The sequence below is a fragment of the Nostoc sp. XA010 genome, assembly GCF_020829625.1.
Lineage (GTDB): Bacteria > Cyanobacteriota > Cyanobacteriia > Cyanobacteriales > Nostocaceae > Nostoc.
On sequence record NZ_JAIVFX010000001.1, the window covers coordinates 67,984 to 91,013 of the forward strand.

At 41.1% G+C, this 23,030-nt stretch carries 18 protein-coding genes and 2 pseudogenes; 8 read left to right on the forward strand and 12 right to left on the reverse strand.

The genetic code is table 11. The features are described from left to right. Positions 1-115: 115 nt before the first annotated feature. Positions 116-1,615 (reverse strand): MBOAT family protein, encoded by a 1,500-nt coding sequence (locus tag LC608_RS00290; protein WP_229551633.1) that lies wholly within the window; start codon positions 1,613-1,615, stop codon positions 116-118. 126 nt (positions 1,616-1,741) lie between these two features. Then, positions 1,742-4,753: a DUF1574 family protein gene (locus tag LC608_RS00295; protein ID WP_229551634.1), complete on the reverse strand. Its 3,012-nt coding sequence runs from the start codon at positions 4,751-4,753 to the stop codon at positions 1,742-1,744. Between the two features lie 479 nt (positions 4,754-5,232). Here LC608_RS00295 and LC608_RS00300 point away from each other — a divergent pair, with 479 nt between their 5' ends. From LC608_RS00300 to LC608_RS00315, 4 genes are all read left to right on the forward strand, one after another. Next, positions 5,233-5,469, forward strand: coding sequence for a hypothetical protein (locus tag LC608_RS00300; protein WP_229551635.1), 237 nt, complete (start codon positions 5,233-5,235; stop codon positions 5,467-5,469). Positions 5,470-5,571: 102 nt separating this feature from the next. Then, on the forward strand, positions 5,572-8,640 hold the full coding sequence (ppc, locus tag LC608_RS00305; protein WP_229551636.1) for a phosphoenolpyruvate carboxylase: 3,069 nt from the start codon (positions 5,572-5,574) through the stop codon (positions 8,638-8,640). Positions 8,641-8,728: 88 nt separating this feature from the next. Then, positions 8,729-8,983: a hypothetical protein gene (locus tag LC608_RS00310; RefSeq protein ID WP_229551637.1), complete on the forward strand. Its 255-nt coding sequence runs from the start codon at positions 8,729-8,731 to the stop codon at positions 8,981-8,983. A gap of 261 nt (positions 8,984-9,244) precedes the next feature. Next, entirely contained in the window at positions 9,245-9,550 is a 306-nt protein-coding gene (locus LC608_RS00315; protein WP_109007959.1) for a DUF4090 family protein, read from the forward strand. 392 nt (positions 9,551-9,942) lie between these two features. On the opposite strand, the gene LC608_RS00320 is transcribed toward LC608_RS00315, so the two are convergent. Continuing rightward, a complete protein-coding gene (locus tag LC608_RS00320; protein WP_229551638.1) occupies positions 9,943-10,662 on the reverse strand; it encodes a response regulator transcription factor in 720 nt (239 codons plus the stop codon). Positions 10,663-11,309: 647 nt separating this feature from the next. On the opposite strand from LC608_RS00320, the gene LC608_RS00325 reads away from it, so the two are divergent. Continuing rightward, positions 11,310-11,936, forward strand: coding sequence for a CPP1-like family protein (locus tag LC608_RS00325; RefSeq protein ID WP_229551639.1), 627 nt, complete (start codon positions 11,310-11,312; stop codon positions 11,934-11,936). A gap of 169 nt (positions 11,937-12,105) precedes the next feature. Here LC608_RS00325 and LC608_RS00330 read toward each other — a convergent pair whose 3' ends face one another. From LC608_RS00330 to LC608_RS00360, 7 genes and pseudogenes are all read right to left on the reverse strand, one after another. Beyond that, positions 12,106-12,786 carry an HAD family hydrolase gene (locus tag LC608_RS00330; protein WP_229551640.1) on the reverse strand — a complete coding sequence of 227 codons (681 nt, stop codon included), beginning with the start codon at positions 12,784-12,786 and terminating at the stop codon, positions 12,106-12,108. A gap of 77 nt (positions 12,787-12,863) precedes the next feature. After that, a complete protein-coding gene (gene hppD, locus LC608_RS00335) occupies positions 12,864-13,919 on the reverse strand; it encodes a 4-hydroxyphenylpyruvate dioxygenase (protein WP_229551641.1) in 1,056 nt (351 codons plus the stop codon). A gap of 106 nt (positions 13,920-14,025) precedes the next feature. Further along, entirely contained in the window at positions 14,026-14,730 is a 705-nt protein-coding gene (locus LC608_RS00340; protein WP_229551642.1) for an SDR family oxidoreductase, read from the reverse strand. 81 nt (positions 14,731-14,811) lie between these two features. After that, positions 14,812-15,924, reverse strand: a complete 1,113-nt coding sequence (locus tag LC608_RS00345) for an NYN domain-containing protein (protein ID WP_229551643.1) — start codon at positions 15,922-15,924, stop codon at positions 14,812-14,814. Positions 15,925-16,278: 354 nt separating this feature from the next. Further along, positions 16,279-17,058, reverse strand: a complete 780-nt coding sequence (locus tag LC608_RS00350; RefSeq protein WP_229551644.1) for a phosphate ABC transporter ATP-binding protein — start codon at positions 17,056-17,058, stop codon at positions 16,279-16,281. A gap of 332 nt (positions 17,059-17,390) precedes the next feature. Beyond that, positions 17,391-17,582, reverse strand: a pseudogene (locus LC608_RS00355) (phosphate ABC transporter, permease protein PstA); the annotation flags it as partial. Between the two features lie 270 nt (positions 17,583-17,852). Beyond that, positions 17,853-18,806, reverse strand: a complete 954-nt coding sequence (locus LC608_RS00360) for a stage II sporulation protein M (protein WP_229551645.1) — start codon at positions 18,804-18,806, stop codon at positions 17,853-17,855. 76 nt (positions 18,807-18,882) lie between these two features. Here LC608_RS00360 and LC608_RS00365 point away from each other — a divergent pair, with 76 nt between their 5' ends. Both LC608_RS00365 and LC608_RS00370 read left to right on the forward strand, forming a co-directional pair. Beyond that, positions 18,883-19,728, forward strand: coding sequence for a hypothetical protein (locus LC608_RS00365; RefSeq protein WP_229551646.1), 846 nt, complete (start codon positions 18,883-18,885; stop codon positions 19,726-19,728). A 48-nt stretch (positions 19,729-19,776) separates the two neighbouring features. Then, positions 19,777-20,562 (forward strand): RDD family protein, encoded by a 786-nt coding sequence (locus LC608_RS00370; RefSeq protein WP_229551647.1) that lies wholly within the window; start codon positions 19,777-19,779, stop codon positions 20,560-20,562. 104 nt (positions 20,563-20,666) lie between these two features. Here LC608_RS00370 and LC608_RS00375 read toward each other — a convergent pair. Together LC608_RS00375 and LC608_RS00380 are read right to left on the reverse strand one after the other, a co-directional pair. Next, a pseudogene (locus LC608_RS00375) lies at positions 20,667-20,765 on the reverse strand (VapC toxin family PIN domain ribonuclease); the annotation flags it as partial. Between the two features lie 207 nt (positions 20,766-20,972). Continuing rightward, positions 20,973-21,761 carry a DUF1868 domain-containing protein gene (locus LC608_RS00380; protein ID WP_229551648.1) on the reverse strand — a complete coding sequence of 263 codons (789 nt, stop codon included), beginning with the start codon at positions 21,759-21,761 and terminating at the stop codon, positions 20,973-20,975. Between the two features lie 197 nt (positions 21,762-21,958). Here LC608_RS00380 and holA point away from each other — a divergent pair, with 197 nt between their 5' ends. Beyond that, the gene (gene holA / locus LC608_RS00385) at positions 21,959-22,948 is read left to right on the forward strand and encodes a DNA polymerase III subunit delta (RefSeq protein WP_229551649.1); all 990 of its coding nucleotides are present in this window, start codon (positions 21,959-21,961) and stop codon (positions 22,946-22,948) included. Positions 22,949-23,030: the final 82 nt, after the last annotated feature.

A 23,030-nucleotide genomic window follows, 5' to 3' on the forward strand; every position in this document is an offset into this window, starting at 1 on the left:
GACGCGATCGCTTAGTTAATTCTCTTTACATTCCTTTACAAATAGTCTGTTGCAAAAATTTTAAGTTTTGTTGATTTGTAAAGAAATAATAAGTTGTAAGTTGTCTTATGTTTTATCAAAAATCAAAGTAGATGTAGGGCAAACTGCCTTCAGGAGCTAATAACCAAACAGCGTAGAAACATAGGGGAACGAAGACAAGTTTAAGAGGCCAGTTAAACTCTAACTTCAGTATTCGGTTGAAGGTATAGACTACAGCCATAAGGGTAGCTATAGCTACAAGTACCCAAGCGAGTTGAGATTGGCTCATATTTAAGGCATCCACATAGACTTTTTGAGCAAACTGGGCGTCAGCCGGATAACCCCAAAGATGCCGAATTACCAAAGAAGAGTCTTCGAGGTTAGGTAGACGGAACCAAATCCAAGATGTAAAAACCATCAGTTGGGTTAATAACCAAGCGACAAAGATACCCAGAGGATTTTGCCAGAATTGTTCTAGATTTTCAAAGCGATCGCTCATAGTATCTGTAAGTCGATGAACCACCAAGGCTAACCCGTGCAATATGCCCCAAACTACATAACCCAAAGCAGCACCGTGCCAGATACCAGCGATTAGCATCACAATAAATAAATTCCAGCAGGTACGGACTAAACCCTGACGGGAACCACCTAAAGGAAAGTAGACATAGTTACGTAGCCAATCTCCTAGAGTGATATGCCAGCGCCGCCAAAATTCTGAAATATTGGTGCTGAAGTAGGGAAAATCGAAATTCTCAGGTAGAACCAAGCCAAAAAGCATAGCACTACCACGAGCGATGTCTACATAACCGTTGAAATCTAGATATAACTGCAAACCGTAGGCAAATGTAGCTAACCAGAGATCGGTACTACCCGCCCGTTGTAAATTACCAAAACATAAATCGACAAAAATACCAAGATGGTCTGCAAAAATACCTTTTTTGACTGCGCCTCTAGCAATCAACCACAGCGCCTGGGCGACTCTATCGCTATTGGGTAATTCTATTGTATTGAATTGATTTGCTAAGTTGTGGTAGCGTGTAATCGGCCCTGAAATCAGTTTGACGAAGAATAATTTGTAGGTAGCAAATTTGAGAAACTGCTCAGTAGCAGGGGCACCGCGATAAACATCTATTAAATAGGCAATGCATTCAAAGGTAAAAAATGAAATTCCCAAAGGTGCAATTAATTTAAAAGAGCTATCGGGTGAGTTTGTTTGCACATTAAAAACAAACTTGAATAAAGGGGTAAAATACTTATAACCTAATAACAGTAAAACATTTAGAACTATCCCTAGCCACAAAACTTTTAAACGACGGCGATTCCAGTCACCTTGGGCAAATTGCCACTCTTCATTAGAAATTTGCCAGTCAAGAGAATGTTTTCCTGGTGAGGTATTTTTACCAATCTCTAGCCCCACACGGAAATTAATATATGTCAATGCTAATAGTAATGGCATGTACTGGATCTGCAAAGATCCGTAGAAAACCAAGCTCGCAATTAGCAGCGTCCATAATCGCAATTTCTGTTGTGCTAAAGACCAATAAATTCCTAACACACTCAACAAAAACAGCCCATAAAAAATTGATATAAAGTTCATTTTTTAGTTATTTGTCATTTGTCATTTGTCATTGGGCATTGAAAAGAGGCAAAGGTGAAAATTCTTCTCCCTTGCTCCCTGCTCCCTGCCCCCCTGCCTCTTCCCCACTCACCACTCCCCACTTCCCTACTTCACTGGCCAGGGAATCATCGGATCATTAGCCAGCTTTTTGGAGACTTCGTATGCTCCAAAGCGGTTGAGGTGGCTGGGATCAGAAAAGTAATCATTTGCTTTTGGCCACTGTTGGCTCAAATCTCGATAAATAAAGTTGGGACTAGTAGCTAGACGCAACATATATTCCTGAAATTCTTGCTCATGTTGTTTACGCACTGGATCTAAATAGTCTGCCGTGAGAGGCATGTTGACAAACACTAAGGAAATTTTCTGAGACTGGGCAAACTGAAGCACTTCTTGAAAGGCAGCATCTTGCTGTCCTTCTATTTGGAAAGATTTATAGTCGTTGTCGTAATTTCCGGGAACTCTAGAATGTTTTTGATAGTATCTTGCAGGATTGAAGCGAATCGACAAAGGTAGAAAGCCATCAAAATCAACTGCTTGCTGGGAAGTAATTTCATCTGAAGTACCGTCTGTTAACTGTTTTTGTGATCCAACCGTCTGATTGCGACCACTTATAAGCAGTTGTTTTTGCAGTAAACTTTTAATTTGGTCGCGGTTTAGATAGCTAGCAGAAAGAGATGCTAAAGCCTGATTTAACGACTGATTCACAGCCTCATAGGCGCTAACCTCTGGTTTTTCTTCTTTTATCTTTTCTTCCCCCGAATTTACCGTATTTTCGGGCAAATCGCTGCTATTGGCAGTTGTTGGCGCTTTTTGAAATGCTTGTTTATAACCAGCCGATGCAGCGATGGATTTAAAGGTAATATCCTCACGTCCACCGTTGAAGGCACGGGCCCCATCTGCCCAGATAATTACTTTAGGCAGTTCTGATGCTTCCAGTACGTAGCGAATCACAAAGTCTACAACTTGTGCAGTAGCACCGTTGATTCCAAAGTTAAATACATCAAGATTTGGATAGCCCTGAGTCGCTAAAGCTTTAGAAAGCGCTGCGGGATCTACTCCCCTGAGAGCGCGGGAGGAGCCAATAATCAACACATCTGGCGGAGTCCCAGTTCTAGCCAAACGCTGTTTATACAGTGCTAGTTGCTCGTCTAACTGCCTGACATTAAAACTTGGCATCTGCGATCGCGCTGCTAAAAGAATAGCGGTAGCGGTTGCTTTTTCCTTCAGTGGTGCGGCTGCCAAATTATTTGTCGGGGTATCATCACTTTGGGTAAACTCAGAAGCATTAAATACAGAACTCTGATTTGGAGAAGATTTTGTTTTGGAAGTGCTGGTAAAAAATGTTGTTTTCTCACTCTGAGTTTTTCCCGATGTCAAAGATGCCTCTTGACCAGAAGATGATGAAGGCAAGACACTGGCTACTTTTGGTGCCGACATAGTACTTGCAATAATTCGACCCAATACCCAATCAGTTTGAAGGGTAAGTAATAATCCCAGTGTTCCCCACACTAAAGCAACCTTAAGTCCTTTAACATCAGGGCTTTGTTCTGCTGACTGATCGCTTTCGATAAATAACTGGCTTTGTAACAGGAATTTTTTCGCGGTTGCACTCGCCGTTGTTATCCAATCTCGCGCGATTTCTGTGACAAAAGTTTGAACTTCTTCTGTGGTTAAGTCAGGGCGCAAAATTGGTTCACTAGTCTCAGAGGTTACTAAATCATTAACGTATTTAGAAGTAGCAGCAAATTCTGGAGTTGCTTCTGGGACTAAACGTTGGCGATGTTCAATATCAAGCCCATAGTTCCAAAAAGGCTCTTTATTCCCAGCCCGACGACCGTAGACACGTACCCCCATAATACCGGGAATTTTTAACTGGCGGATAAACTGTGTAACTTTACTTGCTACTTGTTGACGCCCTGGACAAACAGGTGCATCACACATGATGTGCAATAAATCATTTTTGTTCAGCAGAAGTACGCGAACTCCACCCGTTAATAAACGCCAATCCAGGTCAGGATTTAGTAAACGCTCTAGTAAAAATATGATGGCTGGTTCATCGCCAGTATTCGCCAAATCTAGCGGTGATGTGGCAAAGGCGGGATATTTTGTAGCAGGTAAAGCTACCCAATCAATCCAAGTTGGTTCATTGTCGCCTGCTTTTTGTCCGTATATGGTGGCGGCGAGAATGCCTTGAGGTGCGATCGCTTCTAGCTGCGGTAAAATCGCCTCTAAGCACACTTCTTTGTCGGGGATTGGCGCTGTTCCCAAAGGATCAAAAGCTGGGCTACAAAAGATATGTAGTGTTGATTCTTTTAGAAAAGCTTGGACAGCAACTTTTAACCCAGACAACACCTCAGTTAATAATCGCGCGATCGCTTGTATATCGCCCCAACGCGCCCATTCCTTCAGCATTACCTCTGGTGGCGTCAAATCCACCCGCAGCAGCCAATCAGGGGCAGTTTCGCCGTTCACCTGGGAAACAATTACTGCATCTTGGCAGCCAGTCAGCTTGAGATAACGCAACTTCTGTGCTATCGGTTCAGCAAGCAACGATGCATCAGGGCTATAGCTCGACTGACAAAATATCCACAGACGATTTTCTTCTGGCTGAGAGTTCTTTGGCTTATATAGCTTAATCTTTGCCTGTACTGATACACCTAACGTACTCAGAGTTTCGCTCAGATATCGAGCGATCGCTTCTGGGTTCCCTTGGCGTGCCAAACTTTCATTAGAGACAATCAGCGCCCCAGCCGACTGTTTTGATTTTTCCGAATCTTTTAGCAGCGCTTGCTTTACCTGCTCTAGATGCTTATCTATTTGATTCAAGTAAACCCGATGACACCATAAGGGGCGCTGTTCCCCTTTTCTTCGGCCATAGACAAATACTTGATATATTGAGGGTTGTTCGTCACTTGTGAGAACATCCAAGTCTGTTTGCTGTAATGCTTGCAGCAAGTCAGATAAAGTATGCCAACGCTGCGGACATTCTGTACCTTCACAAAGAATGTGAAGGTTATTTCCCCGTAACCGGACTTTCACCCCGAAAGTGTTGATCCCTGTTGCTTGGCTTATCCACTGCACTAAGGATTGCTGGCGATCTGGTAATACTGTTTTCATGCTCAGTTAACTTTACAAGAAGCGATTGTTGGGGGATAGTGCCTGCACTTGTAAACTAGAACCATAGGTCTACCACACTCTGACGTTTTTTTTTAACAATTTTGTTACCTTCGTAGCTCATAAAATCGGCCAAGATAGTCTTGTATAGGTTGCAAGTCTGACTAATGTTGAGTTTTGCGTTTATTTTACTAATAGGGAGTCAGAATTAAGAAGTTAGGAGTTAGGAGTTAGGAGTTAAAAGTTATGAGCCAAGAGTCAGAATAATTCTATATGACTGGCTGATGACTTGTCCTTTAAAACCAGACTCGTATCCCAATGTGCTAACGCCTCTGATGGGCAAAACAAACAATAAGCTTATCTCATTTAAACTCCCTCCCTTTATCGTTGGAGTCATCTTAACTCCAAACTCTTAACTCCTAACTCCTAACTTTTAACTCCAAACTTCTTTTGACTCATATTCCCATAATCAAGAATTAGCAATGCCTCCTGCCTACCAACAACCCTCAACTAACCCCGCATCCAATCTGGATTTCTTTAGCATTCCCCAATCTTTCCTTTTACAAATAGGTACAGCGTCTATATTACTGCTGCTCATTACCGGAAAAACTACAGTAAGGGCACTAGAAGCCATAGGGGAGGCAAGTGAAGAATTATTGCGAGGCGATCGCTTACCCAATCTCGACTTTCCAGAGGATAGCGAAACTAATCAAACTTAGAAAATATACACTAAATAATTATTTGCTCAGGAACAACTTGGTGAGCATTAATTGCACAACCTAAAAGCGTAAACAGTAATTAGCTTTACAACAATAGAGAATATGGGTTCCCTTTTATACTCTTCGTCTCAAACTGCGGATATATACCCGGTGTCGGAATTATTTTTGCGTCATCGTCTCCAGGTAGTGGAAGAATTGTGGGAGTCAGTTCTCCGGCAAGAATGCGGTCAAAACATGGTAGACTTGTTGCGGGAGTTGCGAGATTTGTGTTCACCAGAAGGACAAGCAACAAATGACCAAGCATCCTCAGCCGTAAAATTGATTGAACAACTAAATATCAACGAAGCAATTCGCGCGGCTCGTGCTTTCGCTCTGTATTTTCAGTTGATTAACATCATAGAGCAGGAATACGAACAACGGCAGCAATTAAGTCGCTATGAGGCAGAAACAGAGGCTACAGATGCAGAAAGAGCATCTAATGTCAACTATTCTTCTAATCAAAGAGAAGATGACGCGCCTGTTAGCAGGGGAATAGCAGCAGAGTTGCTCAGAAAGAATTATTTAGAAAAAGCGCAAGTCAAACCAAAAGGTACTTTTGCTGCCTTGTTTCCCTATTTATTCAAACTAAATGTTCCACCCCAGCAAATTCAACGTTTAATTGCACATCTGGATGTGCGCTTAGTTTTCACAGCGCACCCGACGGAAATTGTTCGTCATACCATCCGGGATAAGCAGCGCCAGGTGGTACAACTTTTGCAAAAACTGGATGCCTTGGAAAACCATTCTGGTGCAACAGCTGGGGGATATGCTTGGGAAGCAGCAGATGTACGCGAACAATTGCTCGAAGAAATTCGCCTCTGGTGGCGTACAGACGAACTTCACCAGTTTAAACCCACTGTGCTAGATGAAGTAGATTATGCCCTGCACTACTTCCAAGAAGTTTTATTTGATGGCATTCCTCAACTTTATAAACGTTTTAAACACACCCTGTCTAATACCTTTCCTTGGCTAGAACCACCGAGTAAAAACTTTTGCTCTTTCGGTTCCTGGGTAGGCTCAGACAGAGATGGGAACCCATCAGTCACACCAGAAATTACTTGGCAAACAGCTTGCTATCAGCGCAAAATGGTGCTTGGGAAATATATTCAGTCAGTGAAAAATCTGATTGAATTATTGAGTGTGTCGATGCACTGGAGTGATGTCTTACCAGATTTACTAGAATCTCTAGAATTGGATCAGTCCCAGTTGAGTGAGGTATATGACGCACTGGCGCTACGTTATCGGCAAGAACCATATCGGCTCAAACTGGCTTATGTGCTCAAACGGCTAGAAAATACTCGCGATCGCAATCTAGCTTTGTACAATCGGGAAACGCCAAAAAATCAAGATAGTCCCCTGTATCTTTCAGGAGCCGATTTTTTAGCAGAACTGCGGATGATTCAGCGCAACTTGACAGAAACAGGTTTAAGCTGTCGAGGATTAGAAAATCTGATCTGTCAGGTAGAAATTTTTGGTTTTAATTTGACACAGCTAGATATTCGCCAAGAATCATCTCGCCATGCTGATGCGCTCAATGAGATATTGGAATACTTGCAAATATTACCTCAACCTTACAACGAACTATCTGAGGAGCAAAGAGTCGCTTGGCTTACAGGAGAACTGCAAACCCGGAGGCCGTTAATTCCGGCAGAATTGCCATTTTCTGAGAAAACCAACGATGTAATTGAAACCTTTCGCGTCGTGCGATCGCTGCAACAAGAATTTGGTCTAAATATCTGCCAAACTTACATTATCAGCATGTGCCGCGACGTGAGCGACGTGCTGGAAGTATTACTTTTAGCCAAAGAAGCCAGACTTTTTGACCCCGCCATTGCTGTCGGCACAATTCAAGTTGTCCCCCTATTTGAAACAGTAGAAGACTTACAACGCTCCAGAAGCGTCATGCGGAAACTGTTTGAACTCCCCTTATATCGCGCTTTATTAGCTGGCGGCTACGAACAGACAAAAACAGAAAGTGTTGTGGATGAAAATTCATCCCCCCCTGCACCCTCCCCCCTCTCCCCAAACTTACAAGAAGTGATGCTGGGGTATTCTGATAGCAACAAAGACTCTGGGTTTTTAAGTAGCAACTGGGAAATTCATAAAGCCCAAAAATCACTGCAACAAATAGCAGAAAACTATGATATAAATTTGCGAATTTTCCACGGACGCGGCGGTTCTGTGGGACGGGGTGGGGGCCCTGCTTACGAGGCGATATTGGCTCAACCGGGTCATAGTATCAATGGGCGAATCAAGATTACCGAACAAGGGGAAGTTTTGGCTTCTAAATACTCCTTGTTGGACTTGGCTTTATACCACATGGAAACCATCACCACTGCGGTGATTCAAGCTAGTCTGTTGCGGACAGGGTTTGATGATATTGAACCCTGGAATGAAATTATGGAAGAATTAGCAGTGCGATCGCGTCAACATTATCGTGCTTTAATCTACGAACAGCCTGATTTTGTTGACTTCTTCCACGAAGTAACTCCCATTGAAGAAATTAGCCAGCTACAAATTAGTTCCCGTCCAGCTCGCCGTCCATCTGGTAAGAAAGATTTAAGTAGTCTACGAGCTATTCCTTGGGTATTTAGCTGGACACAAACCCGCTTTTTACTTCCTTCCTGGTACGGTGTTGGCACAGCTTTACAAGAATTTTTGAACGAAGAACCAGAAGAACACTTGAAATTGCTGCGCTACTTTTACGTTAAATGGCCGTTCTTCAAGATGGTAATTTCTAAAGCTGAGATGACCTTGGCAAAAGTAGATATGCAAATGGCACATCACTACGTCCAGGAATTATCAAAACCAGAAGATCAACTTCGTTTCGCCAAGGTTTTTGACCAAATTGCTAGCGAGTTCTATCTCACAAGAGATTTGGTATTAAAAATCACCGATCACAATCGACTTTTAGATGGCGATCCTGTCTTGCAACGATCTGTGCAGTTACGCAATGGCACAATTGTCCCCTTGGGATTTATCCAAGTTTCACTACTCAAGCGGCTACGGCAGTCCCTAAATACTACTGCTACTTCTGGAGTCATTCACTCTCGTTACAGCAAAGGCGAGTTACTGCGAGGAGCATTGTTAACTATTAATGGCATTGCAGCTGGAATGAGAAATACAGGTTGATTGGGAATGGGGAGTGGGGAGATGAGGCAGCAGGGGAGGCAGGGGAAGAATTTCTAACTCTTGACAAATGACTAATGACAAATGACTAATGGCAAAAAATAGAATTTTAATTTGCACTATTTTGGCGCTATCAGCAGGTTTTTTTGGTGCTTACACCAGTGGGCAAATCACCATAATCCTGCATAGCCAAAAGTGCCAAAACCAACCTTGGGGTTTAAAGGAGATGTGCAATGCTTGGATGACACCAGGAGCAATATGGCAAGGTAGCACAACAGGACTATGGACAGGTACTATCTTAGGGGCGTTTGTTGGTGGTTTAGTGACCCGACAAGCTCGTGATTAGTCTAGTGTGAGTTCGATGAACCTTTCCCTGCCTTGAACTAAAGTTCAAGTCTGTCCCTCTCCGACTCAGAGAGGGACAGGTTTTGCGTAGTAAAACCTTCTTAGAGGTTTTTTTGATTCAGATCACTTAGACAGGCTTAATTAAGATAGATTTATCACGCGAAGAATTGCAAATAATCCTCGATCGCAAAAAAGCCAGTAAGCAGGTTTGGTGTCAACAAGGCTGGTAAAATCTACCCATAACGAAGAAGAGTAAATCACCATGCCTACCGAAACTAACCCAGGAAATCAAACTACCACAGGTGCTGATGCTATTGATGAAGCGATCGCACAGGGAATTGATTTTGATGGTTCTCCCATTCCACCTGCCAAACTAGAACTTTATGGTAAAGTTATGGCGCTAGAAGCCAATAGACAGCGCAGTGGCGTATCTAATACTATGCGATCGCGCATTGTGCGAATTGGTGCAAAACACATTCCCCAAGCAGAACTCGACCAATTACTTGTAGATGCTGGTTTCGCACCCCTAAAAGAAAAAGAAATTGCCTTTTTCTATAGTGGTAAATAATTGTTAATGTTTTACAACAGTTTTCATTTATTTGAACCAAATATGTTGTAGGGGCGCAGCAATGCCCATTGGTGTCAAATTAGGAAGATAAAGCCCAAATATTGTTGGGTGTTGACACCAATGATAGTTGTGCGCCGCTACAAACTCCAACCTAAGCAACGTTGTATCTACCAAAATGGTCTAGATGCAAATAAATATTTTCCAGTGGACTCTTTCCCCTGCTCAGTGTCTTAAACGCATAAATAAATATCTCAAATAACTAGCTGGTGTGTATTTGAGCAATATTTACCTATTTGACTGTTTAAATTTGTCTTTTACTAAAGCCAAAGAAATTCACAAATCACTCCCCCGAGAATTAACAGTCAAGAGTTAAAAAACTCTAGACTGTTAACTCAAGACTTAGCTTCCAAGTGCTGGGGATGAGCAGGAGATTCAAACTTATACCCTACGCCACGTACAGTTTGAATTAATGCTGGCTGACTAGCATCAATTTCAATCTTCTTGCGAATTTGCCCAATATGGACATCTACAACCCGTTGGTCGCCGACGTATTCATAGTCCCATACCTCTTGGATTAACTCCGCACGCCGCCAAACTCGACCTGGATGACTGGCTAAAAAATGCAACAAATCAAATTCCAGAGCGGTTAAAGGTACTGCTTGGTTATTAAGCGCCACCTCCCGCCGCACTGGGTCAATCATCAGTTTTTCAAATACCAAGCGTTTTTGCTCGGCATTAGTTATCACTCGTTGACGCCTCAAAATAGCTCCGACTCTGACTTCTAACTCTCCTAGCCCAAAAGGCTTGGTGAGATAATCGTCAGCACCTTTAGCAAAGCCGCGAATTTTGTCAGCTTCGTCAGCACGGCTAGTCAACATCAAAACAAACACACCATTACGACTTTGCATCTCTTGGCAGAGGTTAAACCCAGTTACATCTGGTAAATTCACATCTAGAATCACCAAGTCGGGGTTAAATTGCTCAAATAGAGTTAAGGCTGTCTTTCCATCTTCGGCAGCCTCCACCTGATAGTTCTGCTTAATCAGAAAGCGTTGGATTAAATTCCGAACCGCAGGGTCGTCGTCAACTACAAGAATCTTGGCAGGAGCCATGACCATTACTTTGCACAAAAATTCGTAAGATTAACAAAAGGTTTGCGTAAAAACGCAGTTGCCACTTAGAGGCTAACTAAGAATCTACATGTCTACGGTATGAGATTCCTGATTATTCAAAAAGAAATACTCTAATCAGGATTGTGGGCAATGAGAACGCTAAATATCTGTTAGGCACAGTATATAAGCGCTCTGAGTTTAGCCGCAACAGTTCTTAACACCAAGACACGTTCTTGATCCCAGTTAGGTGGTAACTCAAAACGTCTCAATTTTAAATCGATATGCGGATATATACCACAAGCGATTATTCAGTATAATTAAAAAAATTCTATTAGGGCACAGTAAGTTGCCAAATTTGAAAGATTAAAGTTGATATTTTCATGAAAAACTATGTGTTTTAGGTACTCTCCGTTCAAATTCTAGATTAGAGCCAGAACCAGACAACGACATGAGGGTATACACGGAGTTATAGCGATATGTTAAAGTGGCTATAGTTAAAATTACAAAGTCGATTAAACTAACCCGTGCTACTATCCTGTTAGGGCATAAAATAAGTCGAGACTTTAGTTTCGATTAAAAGAAAACCTAAAGCTGTTTTTTATTCGACAAAAGACTGCCGCTGACTGAGGCTGAAGTAACAAACTCCCATGAGCGATCAAAATCCCTACGAAAAACTTGGGGTATCAGAAGAGGCTAGCTTCGATGAAATTCAGGATGCTCGTAATCGCCTATTCGAGCAATATAGTAGCGATGCCAAGCATTTAGAAGTAATTGAAGCTGCTTACGATGCGATTTTAATGGATCGCTTACGGATGCGCCAAGAAGGTAAAATTAAAGTCCCTGAGCGTATTCGGTTTCCAGAGTTGCGAGTGCAATCGCCTCCTAAAGAAAGCCCAGCCCCTCGTGAGCAGTCACCTGCATGGCTGCAACGGATGCTGGATCAGCCAACACCTGCCGATATATTCTTACCAGGAGCTTGGTTTCTTGGTTTGAGTTCTATCAGTGTGTTTTACCCAGAGGGAGGCGATCAAGTTTTGCAGTTGGCATTGGTAGTTGGGGTAGGCACTAGTATTTACTTCCTCAATCGCAAGGAAAGCAAATTTGGCCGAGCAGTTTTGTTCACCCTAGTCAGTTTAATAATTGGCTTAATCGCTGGGGGACTAGTTGCTGGCTGGCTTTTACTACAAATACCATTCCTCAATTTGTCATCAAATCAGTTCTCTAGTGTAGTAACGTTTATATTGTTGTGGTTGGTTAGTAGCTTTCTACGGTAAATGCTACCTGTAAGCAACTTTCCGTAAAGAAGACATGGTTTATATGTGTTCTTCTCAAAATTTGAGAGTCAGGAGTCAGAATACCTATTTTGACTCCTATTTTAATTTGCAACCTGAATATCGATTAATTCAATCTGTTGCAGCTAGAAAGCTTTTCTAGACAAATTGTTTAGGTTTTAAGACTTAAATCTACAGCAGCGCTGAAATCCTTAACAATTAAGTCGGGGTGGTAAAGTTCCAATTGGGTGCGATCGCGGATGCCACATTCCACAGCCATCACCTTAACCCCATAATTTTTAGCTGCGGTGATGTCGGCTTCCGTATCTCCCACCATCCAGGTATCAGTAGCCGGGGGCAGTTCTTTTAATGCCCTAGCCATTAACAAGGGCTTATCTTCAATATCACGAGTTTTAACGTAGTCGTTACTCAAGCAATAACAACGGTTTTCTGGGAAAAATCTTCCTAAATCGTGTTTTTTGAAGGCATAATCTAGTTCCCGAACTCGGCGCATGGTCATTACTGCTAAATCAATTCCAGCTTGTTGAATTTTTAACAGTGCATCTACAGCACCAGGCGCAAGGGTGTCATAGTCAAAGTAGGGTTCTGTATGCACAGTTTGCCGCCGCAGTTGGGTAAATTCTTGGGCTTGGGCTTCGTCTAATCCAGAATTCAAGGCAATTTGTTTTTCGGGAACGCGCGATCGCTTTAATCGCCAAAATTCCGCTTTCGGAAGTTCTTGCACTACTTGGTCTGGGCGACGGGTTTCCTTTAAGCAGAATTGATAAACACGGTAGTACCGTTCGGAAACATCAATAATTGGGCCGTCGAAGTCAGTAATAAGTCTTAGCATCGGCGGAAAATGTTAATTTTTATTAAGTTTATCTCAGATGCCTGGCTGAATTTCAATTGATATTTTGTACTCAGGCATTATTGCAACGTACCGCGTTTGATTTGTTCGCTTTCAATGGCTTCAAATAAGGCGCGAAAGTTCCCTTCGCCAAAACCTTGAGCTTGGAAACGGCGCTCAATAAACTCAAAGAAAAATGTCGGCTGTTCAAATATTGGTTGGGTAAAAATTTGTAGTAATAAAGGAGCGATATTTCCTCCCTCTAAAGGAGTAGATTCTTGCCAATCCACCAAAATTTCCTGTTGAGCGATCGCTTCCAATTCTAGAGGTGATAAGCTAAGTCCTGGACGTTGTTTTAATTGCGAGTAGTAGGTTTGGGGAACTGAGAGTAAGGATAAACCACTGGCACGAAATTGAGCGATCGCACTCACAAGATTAGTCGTCCGCAAGGCAATATGTTGAATTCCTGGCCCCCGATTAACATCTAAAAATTCCTGAATTTGGGAATTTTTGGAAGCTGGTTCATTAATTGGCAATTGGACACTGCCATTGTGCGAAACCATCACTTGACTGTGTAAAGCAGAACGATTGGTTTTAATTTTAAAAGCCTGCTGGGGTTGAAAATCTAGGATTTTTCCGTACCAAGCTACAGCATTTTCCAATTCACCAACTGCCACGTTTAACACTATGTGGTCTATGGCGGTAAAAGTGTTGTCATTAGTCATTTGTCCTTTGTCAAAAACCAATGACCTTTCGATCAACGTATGAGTCAGTCCACCCCAGGCGGCAATTTTGCCACACTTGAGTAATTCCGTACCCACCAGGCGTTCTTGGATGGGTTGTAGGATTGTAGCACCGTGTTTTTGAGCTAGTGCGATCGCGCTTTCTACATCTTCGACAGCAAAAGCGACATCTGCCACACCAGGTGGATATTGACGCAGAAACTCAGCTACTGGACTTGTGCGTAACAGTGGAGAAGATAGAAAAAAGCAGACAGCACCACTTTTTACTACTTCTGTACAAGTGTGAAATGAACTAATGCGATCGGCTACTGCATGAAAACCAAGATGGTGTATGAACCAATCCCGCCATACTTTGGCGTCTTCTACATAGAAGTGAACGTGATCAATTTTCATAGATACTGAAAATCCAGCATAACAGCTTATATCTCTGTAAATTTTGCCTTTTTTGCTAAATTTTCAGGTCTTTCCCAGGCAAGAATTATGTAGGCGTACTGCCACTTTAAAAGAACAGATGACTATCAGGTTGAATATTAATTTCCATTGGTACAGCTTGCGGTTCGGCAGAAAGGGCAAAGAAAATCGCATTGGCAGCAGTTTCAGGACTAAGCATTTTTTTCCGGTCTACTTTTAGGCTGACGTTATCCCAGAAAGGAGAATCTACCCCACCAAAGTAGAATAGCGTGAACTTGATACCAAAACGCTTGAGTTCCTCTGCCATGCATTTGCTGAAACCGACAACACCAAACTTAGAAGCAGAATAAGCTGCTGCCATTCCCATCGAATGCTTGCCCAGAATTCCAACCACATTACAGATGTGACCAGACTTGCGCTTTTGCATCTCTTCAGCAGCCGCTTGAGTCGTGTAAAAGCTGCCTTTTAAGTTGATATCTAACATCTTGTCTAAATCAGCAGGTTCCAGGCTGTTGTAAGGCTTGAGTATACCAGCACCAGCCGCATTCACTAAAACATCGATTTGACCAAACTCAGCGATCGCCTTTTCTATTAAAATATCTACTTGTTGCGGGTCAGTAATATCGGTGGGAACACTCAAAACTTGCCCTGGTAAATCAGCAGCCAATGTTGTTAAACGAACCGCATCTCTGGCAGCCAATACCAACCGGACTCCGGTAGGCGCAAGTTTGTGTGTTAAAGCTGAACCAATGCCACCAGTAGCACCGACAACAACAACGACTTTATCCTGCATTAGATTATTTATATTTCTTTACATGTTTATACATAATACTGAATTACAGACTCAGGGTGTACGTAAACATCCAGAAAGTATTTACTCGCTCAGTAGCGCCATTACCTCATATTCCTTGCCACTCATTTTTAATGTAAATGTGGGAGATGATTCTAAATATTTAGTAAAGCTAGAACCTAACTTTAATTTTTTGATAATTGAATTAGGAGATTCTCCAGTTATTTTCTGTAACTCTGAGCCTAGCTTAGGCACAGATAATTTCGTTTTAGGAGACTTTGTTTTTATATTTTGAATAATTTTTAATAATAATTTATCTAATGTTTTTAAATTAGGAACTTTCACATAATCTTCTTTTTTTACTTTTTGAATAGATTCTGTAAAAGAGTTATCTAAAACAGGGATGATTTTCTCACTTTCTGGTTGCTTTGGATTATGTTTAATATTAACATCACATTTCTCTTGAAATAAAGTTGCAACAGCCACTAAACTGTTTAATCGAGCATTGATTGATTCATGTTCACTTTTAATTAAATCTTGAATTTGCTCAACCACCTTTTCCAAAAATGGAACTTCTGTTGCCATTGTTAAAGAATAATAAGTTAATTTGCCAGTATTTCGGTTTTCTATATGCAAAGTTTGTCCTTGTCTACGTACCCAATAGACAATCAATCCCTGGTTTTGGAGTTCGTTACAGAGGTGAATTAAAATTCCATCGCTAGAACAGACCAAAATTTCTTTAACTGTTGGATAAGAGCGTAAAACACAAGCACCGAATGCAATCATTTTTGCATCAGCACTATCCTTACCCTCAGGCACATGGACAAGTTGATAGCCACGGTTATATAGTTCAATATCTTGTTTTCCAATACTTGGATTTCTCCAGTTAGCAAATGCTATTTTCACTTGGAGAGGATACTCACAGACACTAGCTAAAAATAATTCTGAATTAATATCTAATTTTAAGTTTTCTGCATCCAAAAGTAGAAGAGAGATTCCCGTTTCTAACTGATGTTTAATTTCATTTTTTTGCTGAAATTTTTGGATAAATTGGCTGAACACATCAGATTCTAGGCAATCAGGCGATAATATAGCTTGCAGCAGTTCTTCAGCTAATGTAAGAGAGCCAAGACTCTTCTCTGTAATTTTTTCTTCTGGCAAGTCTTTTACTAAAGCAGCTTCTGTAGTTGCGTCCATAGAGACTTTAGTCTGTCCATTACTGTTAACAAGCAACTCACCTTCCAAGGAACGAGGGAATGCAGGTTCAAGAAATTGTTTACCACAATTTTTGCAGAGGTAATTCTGCTTGTCATTCCGACGACCATTTTTACGATATAAAGTAGATTCGCACCGAGGACATTTCATTTTGTGATTCAAGTGGTCTAGAGTAGATGCTTGCCTCTAAATATACAGTATAAAAAATTACTGTCAACATCACTTTGCATTGCTCAACACAACAAAAACTCAAAACAAGCGGAAATTAAATTTAACTCTTAATTTCCGCTTGTACTATGTGGTAGTTCTCTGAATAGCTAGATTTTTAAAATAACTTCAACTAACCCGGGCAAAAACATAGTCACGCGTGCGAGAATCCACGGGGTTAGTAAAGATTTTATTTGTAGTACCAAATTCAACCATTTGAGTAATGCGATTTTCATGACTGTAAAAGAAAGCCGTAAAATCAGATAGGCGAGTAACTTGCTGCATATTGTGAGTAACCATCACAATTGTCAACTCAGAGCGCAAGTTATGGATCAAATGCTCAACTTTCATACTACCAACAGGATCAAGACCTGAACAAGGTTCATCCATTAATAGAACGTTCGGTTTGACTGCTAAAGCACGCGCAATACATAGTCTTTGTTGTTGGCCGCCAGAAAGATCTAAAGCAGATTTGTGCAGCTTATTTTTCACTTCATCCCAAAGTTCGGCAGCTTTGATGGCAGATTCAACGATTCCATCTAATTCTACTTTTGGATGCCATCCAACTAATTTCACCCCGTATGCAACATTATCGTAAATGCTCATGGGAAAAAGATTTGGCTTGGGAAAAACCATACTGACTTGGCGACGTAAACGATTGATGTTGACACGACGTTCATAAATACTTTGTCCAAAAAATTCTACTTTTCCTTCAACCTTCACATCTCCTTCTAATTCACTCATGCGATTTAACGATTTAAGAAAAGTAGACTTGCCACAACCACTAGAACCAATAATTGCCGTGACTTGGTTTTGGTAAATATCCATTGACACGCCTTCAACTATCTTTTGAGTGTCGTAAGAGAAGCTGAAGTTTTTGACTCTGATGGCTGGAATTAGTTTACTCATATCCCCAAAACGTGTGAAATAAAAGTTGACGAAGTAAAGTAGTACAAATCAGGAACGCTGTTTCACTATGTTACTCCTAAAAGGGAATATTCATGGAAATTACGTAGTTACACAGTACTCATCAAGCAAATAAACTGTTAATAAGTATTTGTATTAAAGCTATGCTTTAAAAATAATCTTTTATAGACTTCTTTTATAGACTTTTTATACCAGCCTTTGGCACATTTGCCTATATATAGCAATCCCATTTGATTATTGAAAAAATTTAGGTAATAGAAATAAAAATATTAATATTATATACCCCTCATGGGTAGTGAGGAGCTAGTTTCTCTAATAGAGATAAATATTCCGGGAATTGCAGCAGTGACAACAATTCGAAGAGTAGTTTGAAAGCGAGTTCCACCCAAAGCAGCAGAGGCTAGACGTTGTGATATGGGAATCAGTTTTAAGGATTCTTCTGTTGTCAGTATAATTACAGGTAACATAATTACGGCTAAAGCAAAACCACCTGCGATCGCACCAAAAAATGGACTAAGTGCAACAGAAGTTGTCACCACTGAAGTAGCGACGACACGATTCAAAATGGTGGTCGAAAAAATCATATAACCTCTGACTTAAAGGAATACTTTCCTGCTGTAATTTCAGCCTTAAAATAAGTTACATTTTTTTCGGTTAACGATGAATAAACAAAACATTAACAAGAGTTTAATTTTGTTTTAAATATAACTATTTTTACTTATTAATATTATTAGTTGGATTTTGCAATTTTCCAATTAGATGGTATCTAGATTATTTCAAGTTTCCTTACGGCAACAATACAGCACCAAAAGTATAAACAATCCTATTCCTGCCAAATATTTAATTGCATCAGGTACGCTGGGATTAGGTGAAAAAAAGCCTTCGATCGCACCAGCAATAACTAACATTGGTACAATTCCAAATATTAGCTGTACTGATTGAGAACCATAAAATTTCAGTGCATCCCCACGGCGATATTTACCAGGAAATAAAATTGCTCTTGCTAATAAAAATCCTGCACCCCCAGCAAAAAAGATGGCGGGTAATTCTAAGGAACCATGCGGCAACACAAACGCCCAAAAAGGATAAGCCAGATTATTTTGACCCACTAAAGCGCCAACAGCACCAATCAATAAGCCATTAAATACCATCAAATAGACTGTGTATAGCCCAGCCGTGATGCCACCGGCAACAGCACCAAAGGACACCGACAGATTATTGATCATAATACTGCTGGATGCTAGAGGTTCAACGCCGACAATTGACCCCATCCATAATTTATGATCATCTCGCACCTTGGTAATCAAACTTTCAGGTACGATCAAACGCATAAAGCTGGGGTTTTGCCAAGAATACCACCAAGCCACTAATGCCCCTAGTAGAAACAGCGCTGTTGCAGCAGCAATATATGCAAATGTTTTCTGAACTACAGATGGTAATCCCCATTCGTAAAATTTTAGGATTGCCTGCCATTCCTGTCGCCGCGAACCTTGGTAAATCTGCGTATAGGCACGAGTTGTTAAAGATTGTAAACTTTGTATCAAAGTGTTGCCGATTTGCTGAGTTCGGGCACGGGCCAAATCTGCCGCTACTGAACGATACAAACTCGCTAACTCTCTAATTTCTGCTGCTCGTAGGGACTTTAACCCTTTTTTTTCTATCTGCCTTAATAGGGCATCTAAACGCTGCCAATTTGGCTCTCGTCGCGCAATCCAACGTTGAATATTCATGAATTTTGGGAAGACTTTAACTTAACTTAAGATAACCTCAAATTAATCTCCGTAGTTTCAAGGGAAATTTGCCATTATGTCTGAAAGTTTTGGATCTCCTGGCCAAATACAACCACTGAGTATTGGTAACGTTGTTAGTGCTGCCGTGCGGTTGTATCGTTCTCATCTGAAGACTTATCTTAATCTGGCTGCGATCGCTCACTTGTGGATTCTAGTTCCGATTTATGGCTGGGCAAAATATGCAGCCATTTCTGGACTTATTTCACGCTTGGCTTTTGGAGAATTAATTTACCAACCTGAAAGCGTTCAAGCGGCCAGGAGCCATGTTAATCCGCGTCTGTGGTCATTTTTAAGAGTTGGGTTTCAAATAGGAATATCTTTACTGGTAATTTATTTTGGATTAGCGATCGTCGGTGGCATTGTGGGTGGCTTGCTGGGAGTGGTATTAGGAAGCATATTAGGTACTACAGGCGTTGTAGTCGCAACTACATTGGCAATAATCTTAATGGTATGTATTTTGCTGTTGGGGCTAACCTGGTGCTACTCGCGTTGGGTGATAGCTGAAGTGCCCTTAGCAGTTGAGGAAAATATTAATGGTAGCGAAAGTGTTGCCAGAAGTTGGGAGTTAACTAAAGGCTCAGTATTTCGCATTCAAGGTGTTGTTTTAGTTGCTTTTATCGTTACATTGCCCTTGGTGCTTGTATTAAACTATTTACCTAGCATATTCCTTATAAGGCTTGAGTCAGGTTCTACTATTTATTCAATTGTGTCTTTTATTTCTTGGATTGGAAGCTTGATAGGTGGGATTTTAATCATGCCATTCTGGCAAGCACTAAAAGCTGTTTTATATTTGGACTTGCGTAGTCGGCGTGAGGGTCTGGGTTTGCAATTAAGAGAACCTCCTTTGCAAGATTTTCGTTAACTCAACGCCTTAATTGAACTCTATTAATTTTGAATTATTTAAAATATTATGCGCTTTTTTAATCGCATTACATTCCAGACTCCAGAAAGTGTAGAGTTGGAATTCACTTTAGCGGGAATTGGCAATCGAGCTTTGGCACTGCTGATAGACTATACAATTTTGGCTGTAACCTTGCTTGTTTTTCTCCTCACTTGGACTGTCTTTTCGACGCAACTGTTCAACTTTTTTGAGGACTTAATTACGAATGCTCAAAATTTAGGAATTTGGTTAATAGCAGTTTTTTTCCTAATCGCCTTTGCAATTTATATTGGCTATTTTGTATTTTTTGAAACCTTCTGGTTCGGGCAAACCCCTGGTAAACGGGTTGCTAAAATTCGCGTAGTTCGAGATGATGGGAGACTAATCGGGCTACAGCAAGCAACTCTACGTGCCTTATTGCGACCTTTTGATGAAACTTTGTTTATTGGCGCTTTTTTAATTATGTTGAGTCATCGAGAAAAGCGTTTAGGTGATTTAGCTGCTGGCACAATTGTAATTCAAGCCGAAACACTCACCGCATCGGCGACATTGATAATTTCAGAACAGGCAAAAGAACTGCATGAAAAGTTAATCGAAGTTGCTGATTTTTCGCAATTGATGCCAGATGATTTTGCTGTAATTCGTGAGTATTTACAGCGACGTGGTGCAATGTCGTTAAAGGCAAGAGCATCACTATCTCTAAAGCTAGCCGAGCAAGTTAAAGCTATTATTAATTTAGAAAAGTTGCCAGAAGCTGTTACACCTGATGTATTTTTAGAAGCTGTTTATCTTCTTTATCAACAACCGGAATTTTAGGCTAGAGATGTTATTGAGAGCATTGGCAAAAATTTAGGTTTACGCGAAAAAAATTATCTTTGAGCTTATTTTGTCTGCTATGTATGTCTACAACTAGCACGTAATTACGGGTTCTCGCTTTCCAACTCATACACCACTAAAACCCTTAACTCCGTCACCCGCTTCAAAGCTGCATCATTGGTCAAAAACGCCTTACAACCAGTCCCAATTATTTCAAAAATCCCAACATTCCTATAGATTAACTTAAAGGATGTTTGTATTGGACTAATACCATTTCACTTTAATAATGATACAAATACACTGGTAGGGGCATTTAAATAAACAGGATTTTAATAAATTTATCTCAAGTGGTTGAGGAATTGAGTAGTCAGTAAGTGGAAACTACTGACTACTAACTGCTAACTAATCACTTAAAAATCTAAAATCGGCCAGTCTGGTTCACGATAATAGCGTGTCATGTTGTCAAACTTCCGCAATTCGACGCGATTGATCAAAAATTCTGGCAAATTTAACAGCCATTGATCATTCAATTGAGAAAGCATTGTGCTGAAACTTGTGCGGTCTAAGTCAGATGAAACCTCCCCAAAATAGGCTAATGTAACATGGGCTGTCAAGTGATAATGCTGCTCAATACCCAAAGCAATTAACTTGGGATTTTGATAAATTGTTCGGCGAAATTTAATAATTTCCTCGTAACAACGTTCGTCTTGGGGTATTAAACAAACGGCTACAGCCCTTGGCATCAGTATCAGTCCCAGCATCTGCCATTTAATCGGATGACTCCTATTTGTCATCAATTGTTGATATTGCTGAAAGGTTTCGGCTAAACAAGAGTGTAATTCTTCGTCAAATTTGGGATTTTTTTCGCAAGCGTCAAGGTAAGCATTGTCCCAAATTAAATCCGCTAAAGTCATGTGGAAACTAGCAGGAGGTAAAGGCACAATCAAATCACGGCTTACAGGCAACTGCAAAAGTTCCTGTTGGTAAGCCTGTAATTTGGCATAGAAAGCAGAATTTTGTGATTCTTCTCCTGCTGGCGGGGTAATTAGCGTATAGCCAGGAAAGGACGCTGCTTGTCTCAACCCAGAATGTGGCTGAAATTTAGAAGATTCCTGGATATGCTGGACTTGGGATCTGTAGGCTTCTGGCAGCGTTAGCCGTGCTAACCGATTTAAGTAAGTTTGATAGTTGTCGTCCAATCTTCATAGCCTCATGCTCTCACTTGATAGATTTTAGGGAAAATTACCTTGATTAACAGAATGATTTTAAAAGTATTTAATTTTGGGAGTGGGGAAGAGGCAGGGGAGCAGGGAGCAGGGAGCAGGGGGAAATGAGGGAGATGAGGAAGACAAGAAGAATAACCAATGCCCCATTCCCTAATATACGAGGTTAGTCTATGCCAATTTATGTTTACTGGGGTGAGGATGATTTTGCTATGGAAAAGGCGATCGCTATGCTGCGCGATCGCGTCCTCGATCCCCAATGGATAAGTTTTAATTACACTGCATTCACCCCAGACCAAGCTGATGCTGCTATCCAGGGGTTAAATCAGGCTATGACACCCACTTTTGGGGCTGGTGGGCGCTTGGTATGGCTGATAAATACTACTCTGTGCCAGCAGTGTCCAGAGAATGTGTTAGCAGAACTGGTGCGATCGCTATCTGTCATTCCCGAAAACTCATTTTTATTGCTCACCAGCCGCAACAAACCAGATGAACGCCTCAAATCCACAAAATTATTAAAACAATTTGCTACCGAATTCCGAGAATTTCCCCTCATTCCCCCTTGGAAAACCGAATTGCTGGTGCAATCTGTTAATCAAGCAGCTCAGACTATGGGCGTAAAACTAACTGCCAATGCTGCCCAGTTTTTAGCAGAATCTGTAGGAAATGATACACGCCTGCTCTATAATGAGTTAGAGAAACTGCGGTTATATGCCCAAGGTAGCAACAAGCCTTTAGACACAGATACTGTTACCAAGTTAGTAAGAAATACTACTCAAAATAGCTTACAATTAGCAGCAGCAATCAGAACAGGAGATACACCTAAAGCTTTGACGACACTGGCAGATTTGAGCAATGCTTCCGAGCCGGGATTACGGATAGTCGCCACGCTGATTGGGCAATTTCGCACATGGCTGTGGGTAAAGATTATGATAGAAAGTGGGGAGCGCAATCAACAAGCGATCGCTATGGCTGCTGATATCGGTAATCCCAAACGGATCTACTTCTTACAGCAAGAAATCAGGCTGCTTTCTGTGCAACAGTTAATTTCTTGCTTACCCCTACTATTGGAATTAGAAGTGAGTCTCAAGCAAGGATCATCAGAAATGTCAACACTCCAGACTAAAGTAATCGAACTTTGTCAAGTTTGCCGAGGGAATTGACAATCAAATATAAAAGCTTGATGTATTGAGCAGTTGCTGGAACTTCCAACTCCGAAAATAATTCAACGTTCTTAATAATATC

Excerpts from the sequence above, each read along its gene's own strand:
- LC608_RS00290 (WP_229551633.1), bottom strand. The coding sequence starts at position 1,615 with ATGAACTTTATATCAATTTTTTATGGGCTGTTTTTGTTGAGTGTGTTA.
- LC608_RS00295 (WP_229551634.1), bottom strand. The coding sequence starts at position 4,753 with ATGAAAACAGTATTACCAGATCGCCAGCAATCCTTAGTGCAGTGGATA.
- LC608_RS00300 (WP_229551635.1), top strand. The coding sequence starts at position 5,233 with ATGCCTCCTGCCTACCAACAACCCTCAACTAACCCCGCATCCAATCTG.
- ppc (WP_229551636.1), top strand. The coding sequence starts at position 5,572 with ATGGGTTCCCTTTTATACTCTTCGTCTCAAACTGCGGATATATACCCG.
- LC608_RS00310 (WP_229551637.1), top strand. The coding sequence starts at position 8,729 with ATGGCAAAAAATAGAATTTTAATTTGCACTATTTTGGCGCTATCAGCA.
- LC608_RS00315 (WP_109007959.1), top strand. The coding sequence starts at position 9,245 with ATGCCTACCGAAACTAACCCAGGAAATCAAACTACCACAGGTGCTGAT.
- LC608_RS00320 (WP_229551638.1), bottom strand. The coding sequence starts at position 10,662 with ATGGCTCCTGCCAAGATTCTTGTAGTTGACGACGACCCTGCGGTTCGG.
- LC608_RS00325 (WP_229551639.1), top strand. The coding sequence starts at position 11,310 with ATGAGCGATCAAAATCCCTACGAAAAACTTGGGGTATCAGAAGAGGCT.
- LC608_RS00330 (WP_229551640.1), bottom strand. The coding sequence starts at position 12,786 with ATGCTAAGACTTATTACTGACTTCGACGGCCCAATTATTGATGTTTCC.
- hppD (WP_229551641.1), bottom strand. The coding sequence starts at position 13,919 with ATGAAAATTGATCACGTTCACTTCTATGTAGAAGACGCCAAAGTATGG.
- LC608_RS00340 (WP_229551642.1), bottom strand. The coding sequence starts at position 14,730 with ATGCAGGATAAAGTCGTTGTTGTTGTCGGTGCTACTGGTGGCATTGGT.
- LC608_RS00345 (WP_229551643.1), bottom strand. The coding sequence starts at position 15,924 with ATGGACGCAACTACAGAAGCTGCTTTAGTAAAAGACTTGCCAGAAGAA.
- LC608_RS00350 (WP_229551644.1), bottom strand. The coding sequence starts at position 17,058 with ATGAGTAAACTAATTCCAGCCATCAGAGTCAAAAACTTCAGCTTCTCT.
- LC608_RS00360 (WP_229551645.1), bottom strand. The coding sequence starts at position 18,806 with ATGAATATTCAACGTTGGATTGCGCGACGAGAGCCAAATTGGCAGCGT.
- LC608_RS00365 (WP_229551646.1), top strand. The coding sequence starts at position 18,883 with ATGTCTGAAAGTTTTGGATCTCCTGGCCAAATACAACCACTGAGTATT.
- LC608_RS00370 (WP_229551647.1), top strand. The coding sequence starts at position 19,777 with ATGCGCTTTTTTAATCGCATTACATTCCAGACTCCAGAAAGTGTAGAG.
- holA (WP_229551649.1), top strand. The coding sequence starts at position 21,959 with ATGCCAATTTATGTTTACTGGGGTGAGGATGATTTTGCTATGGAAAAG.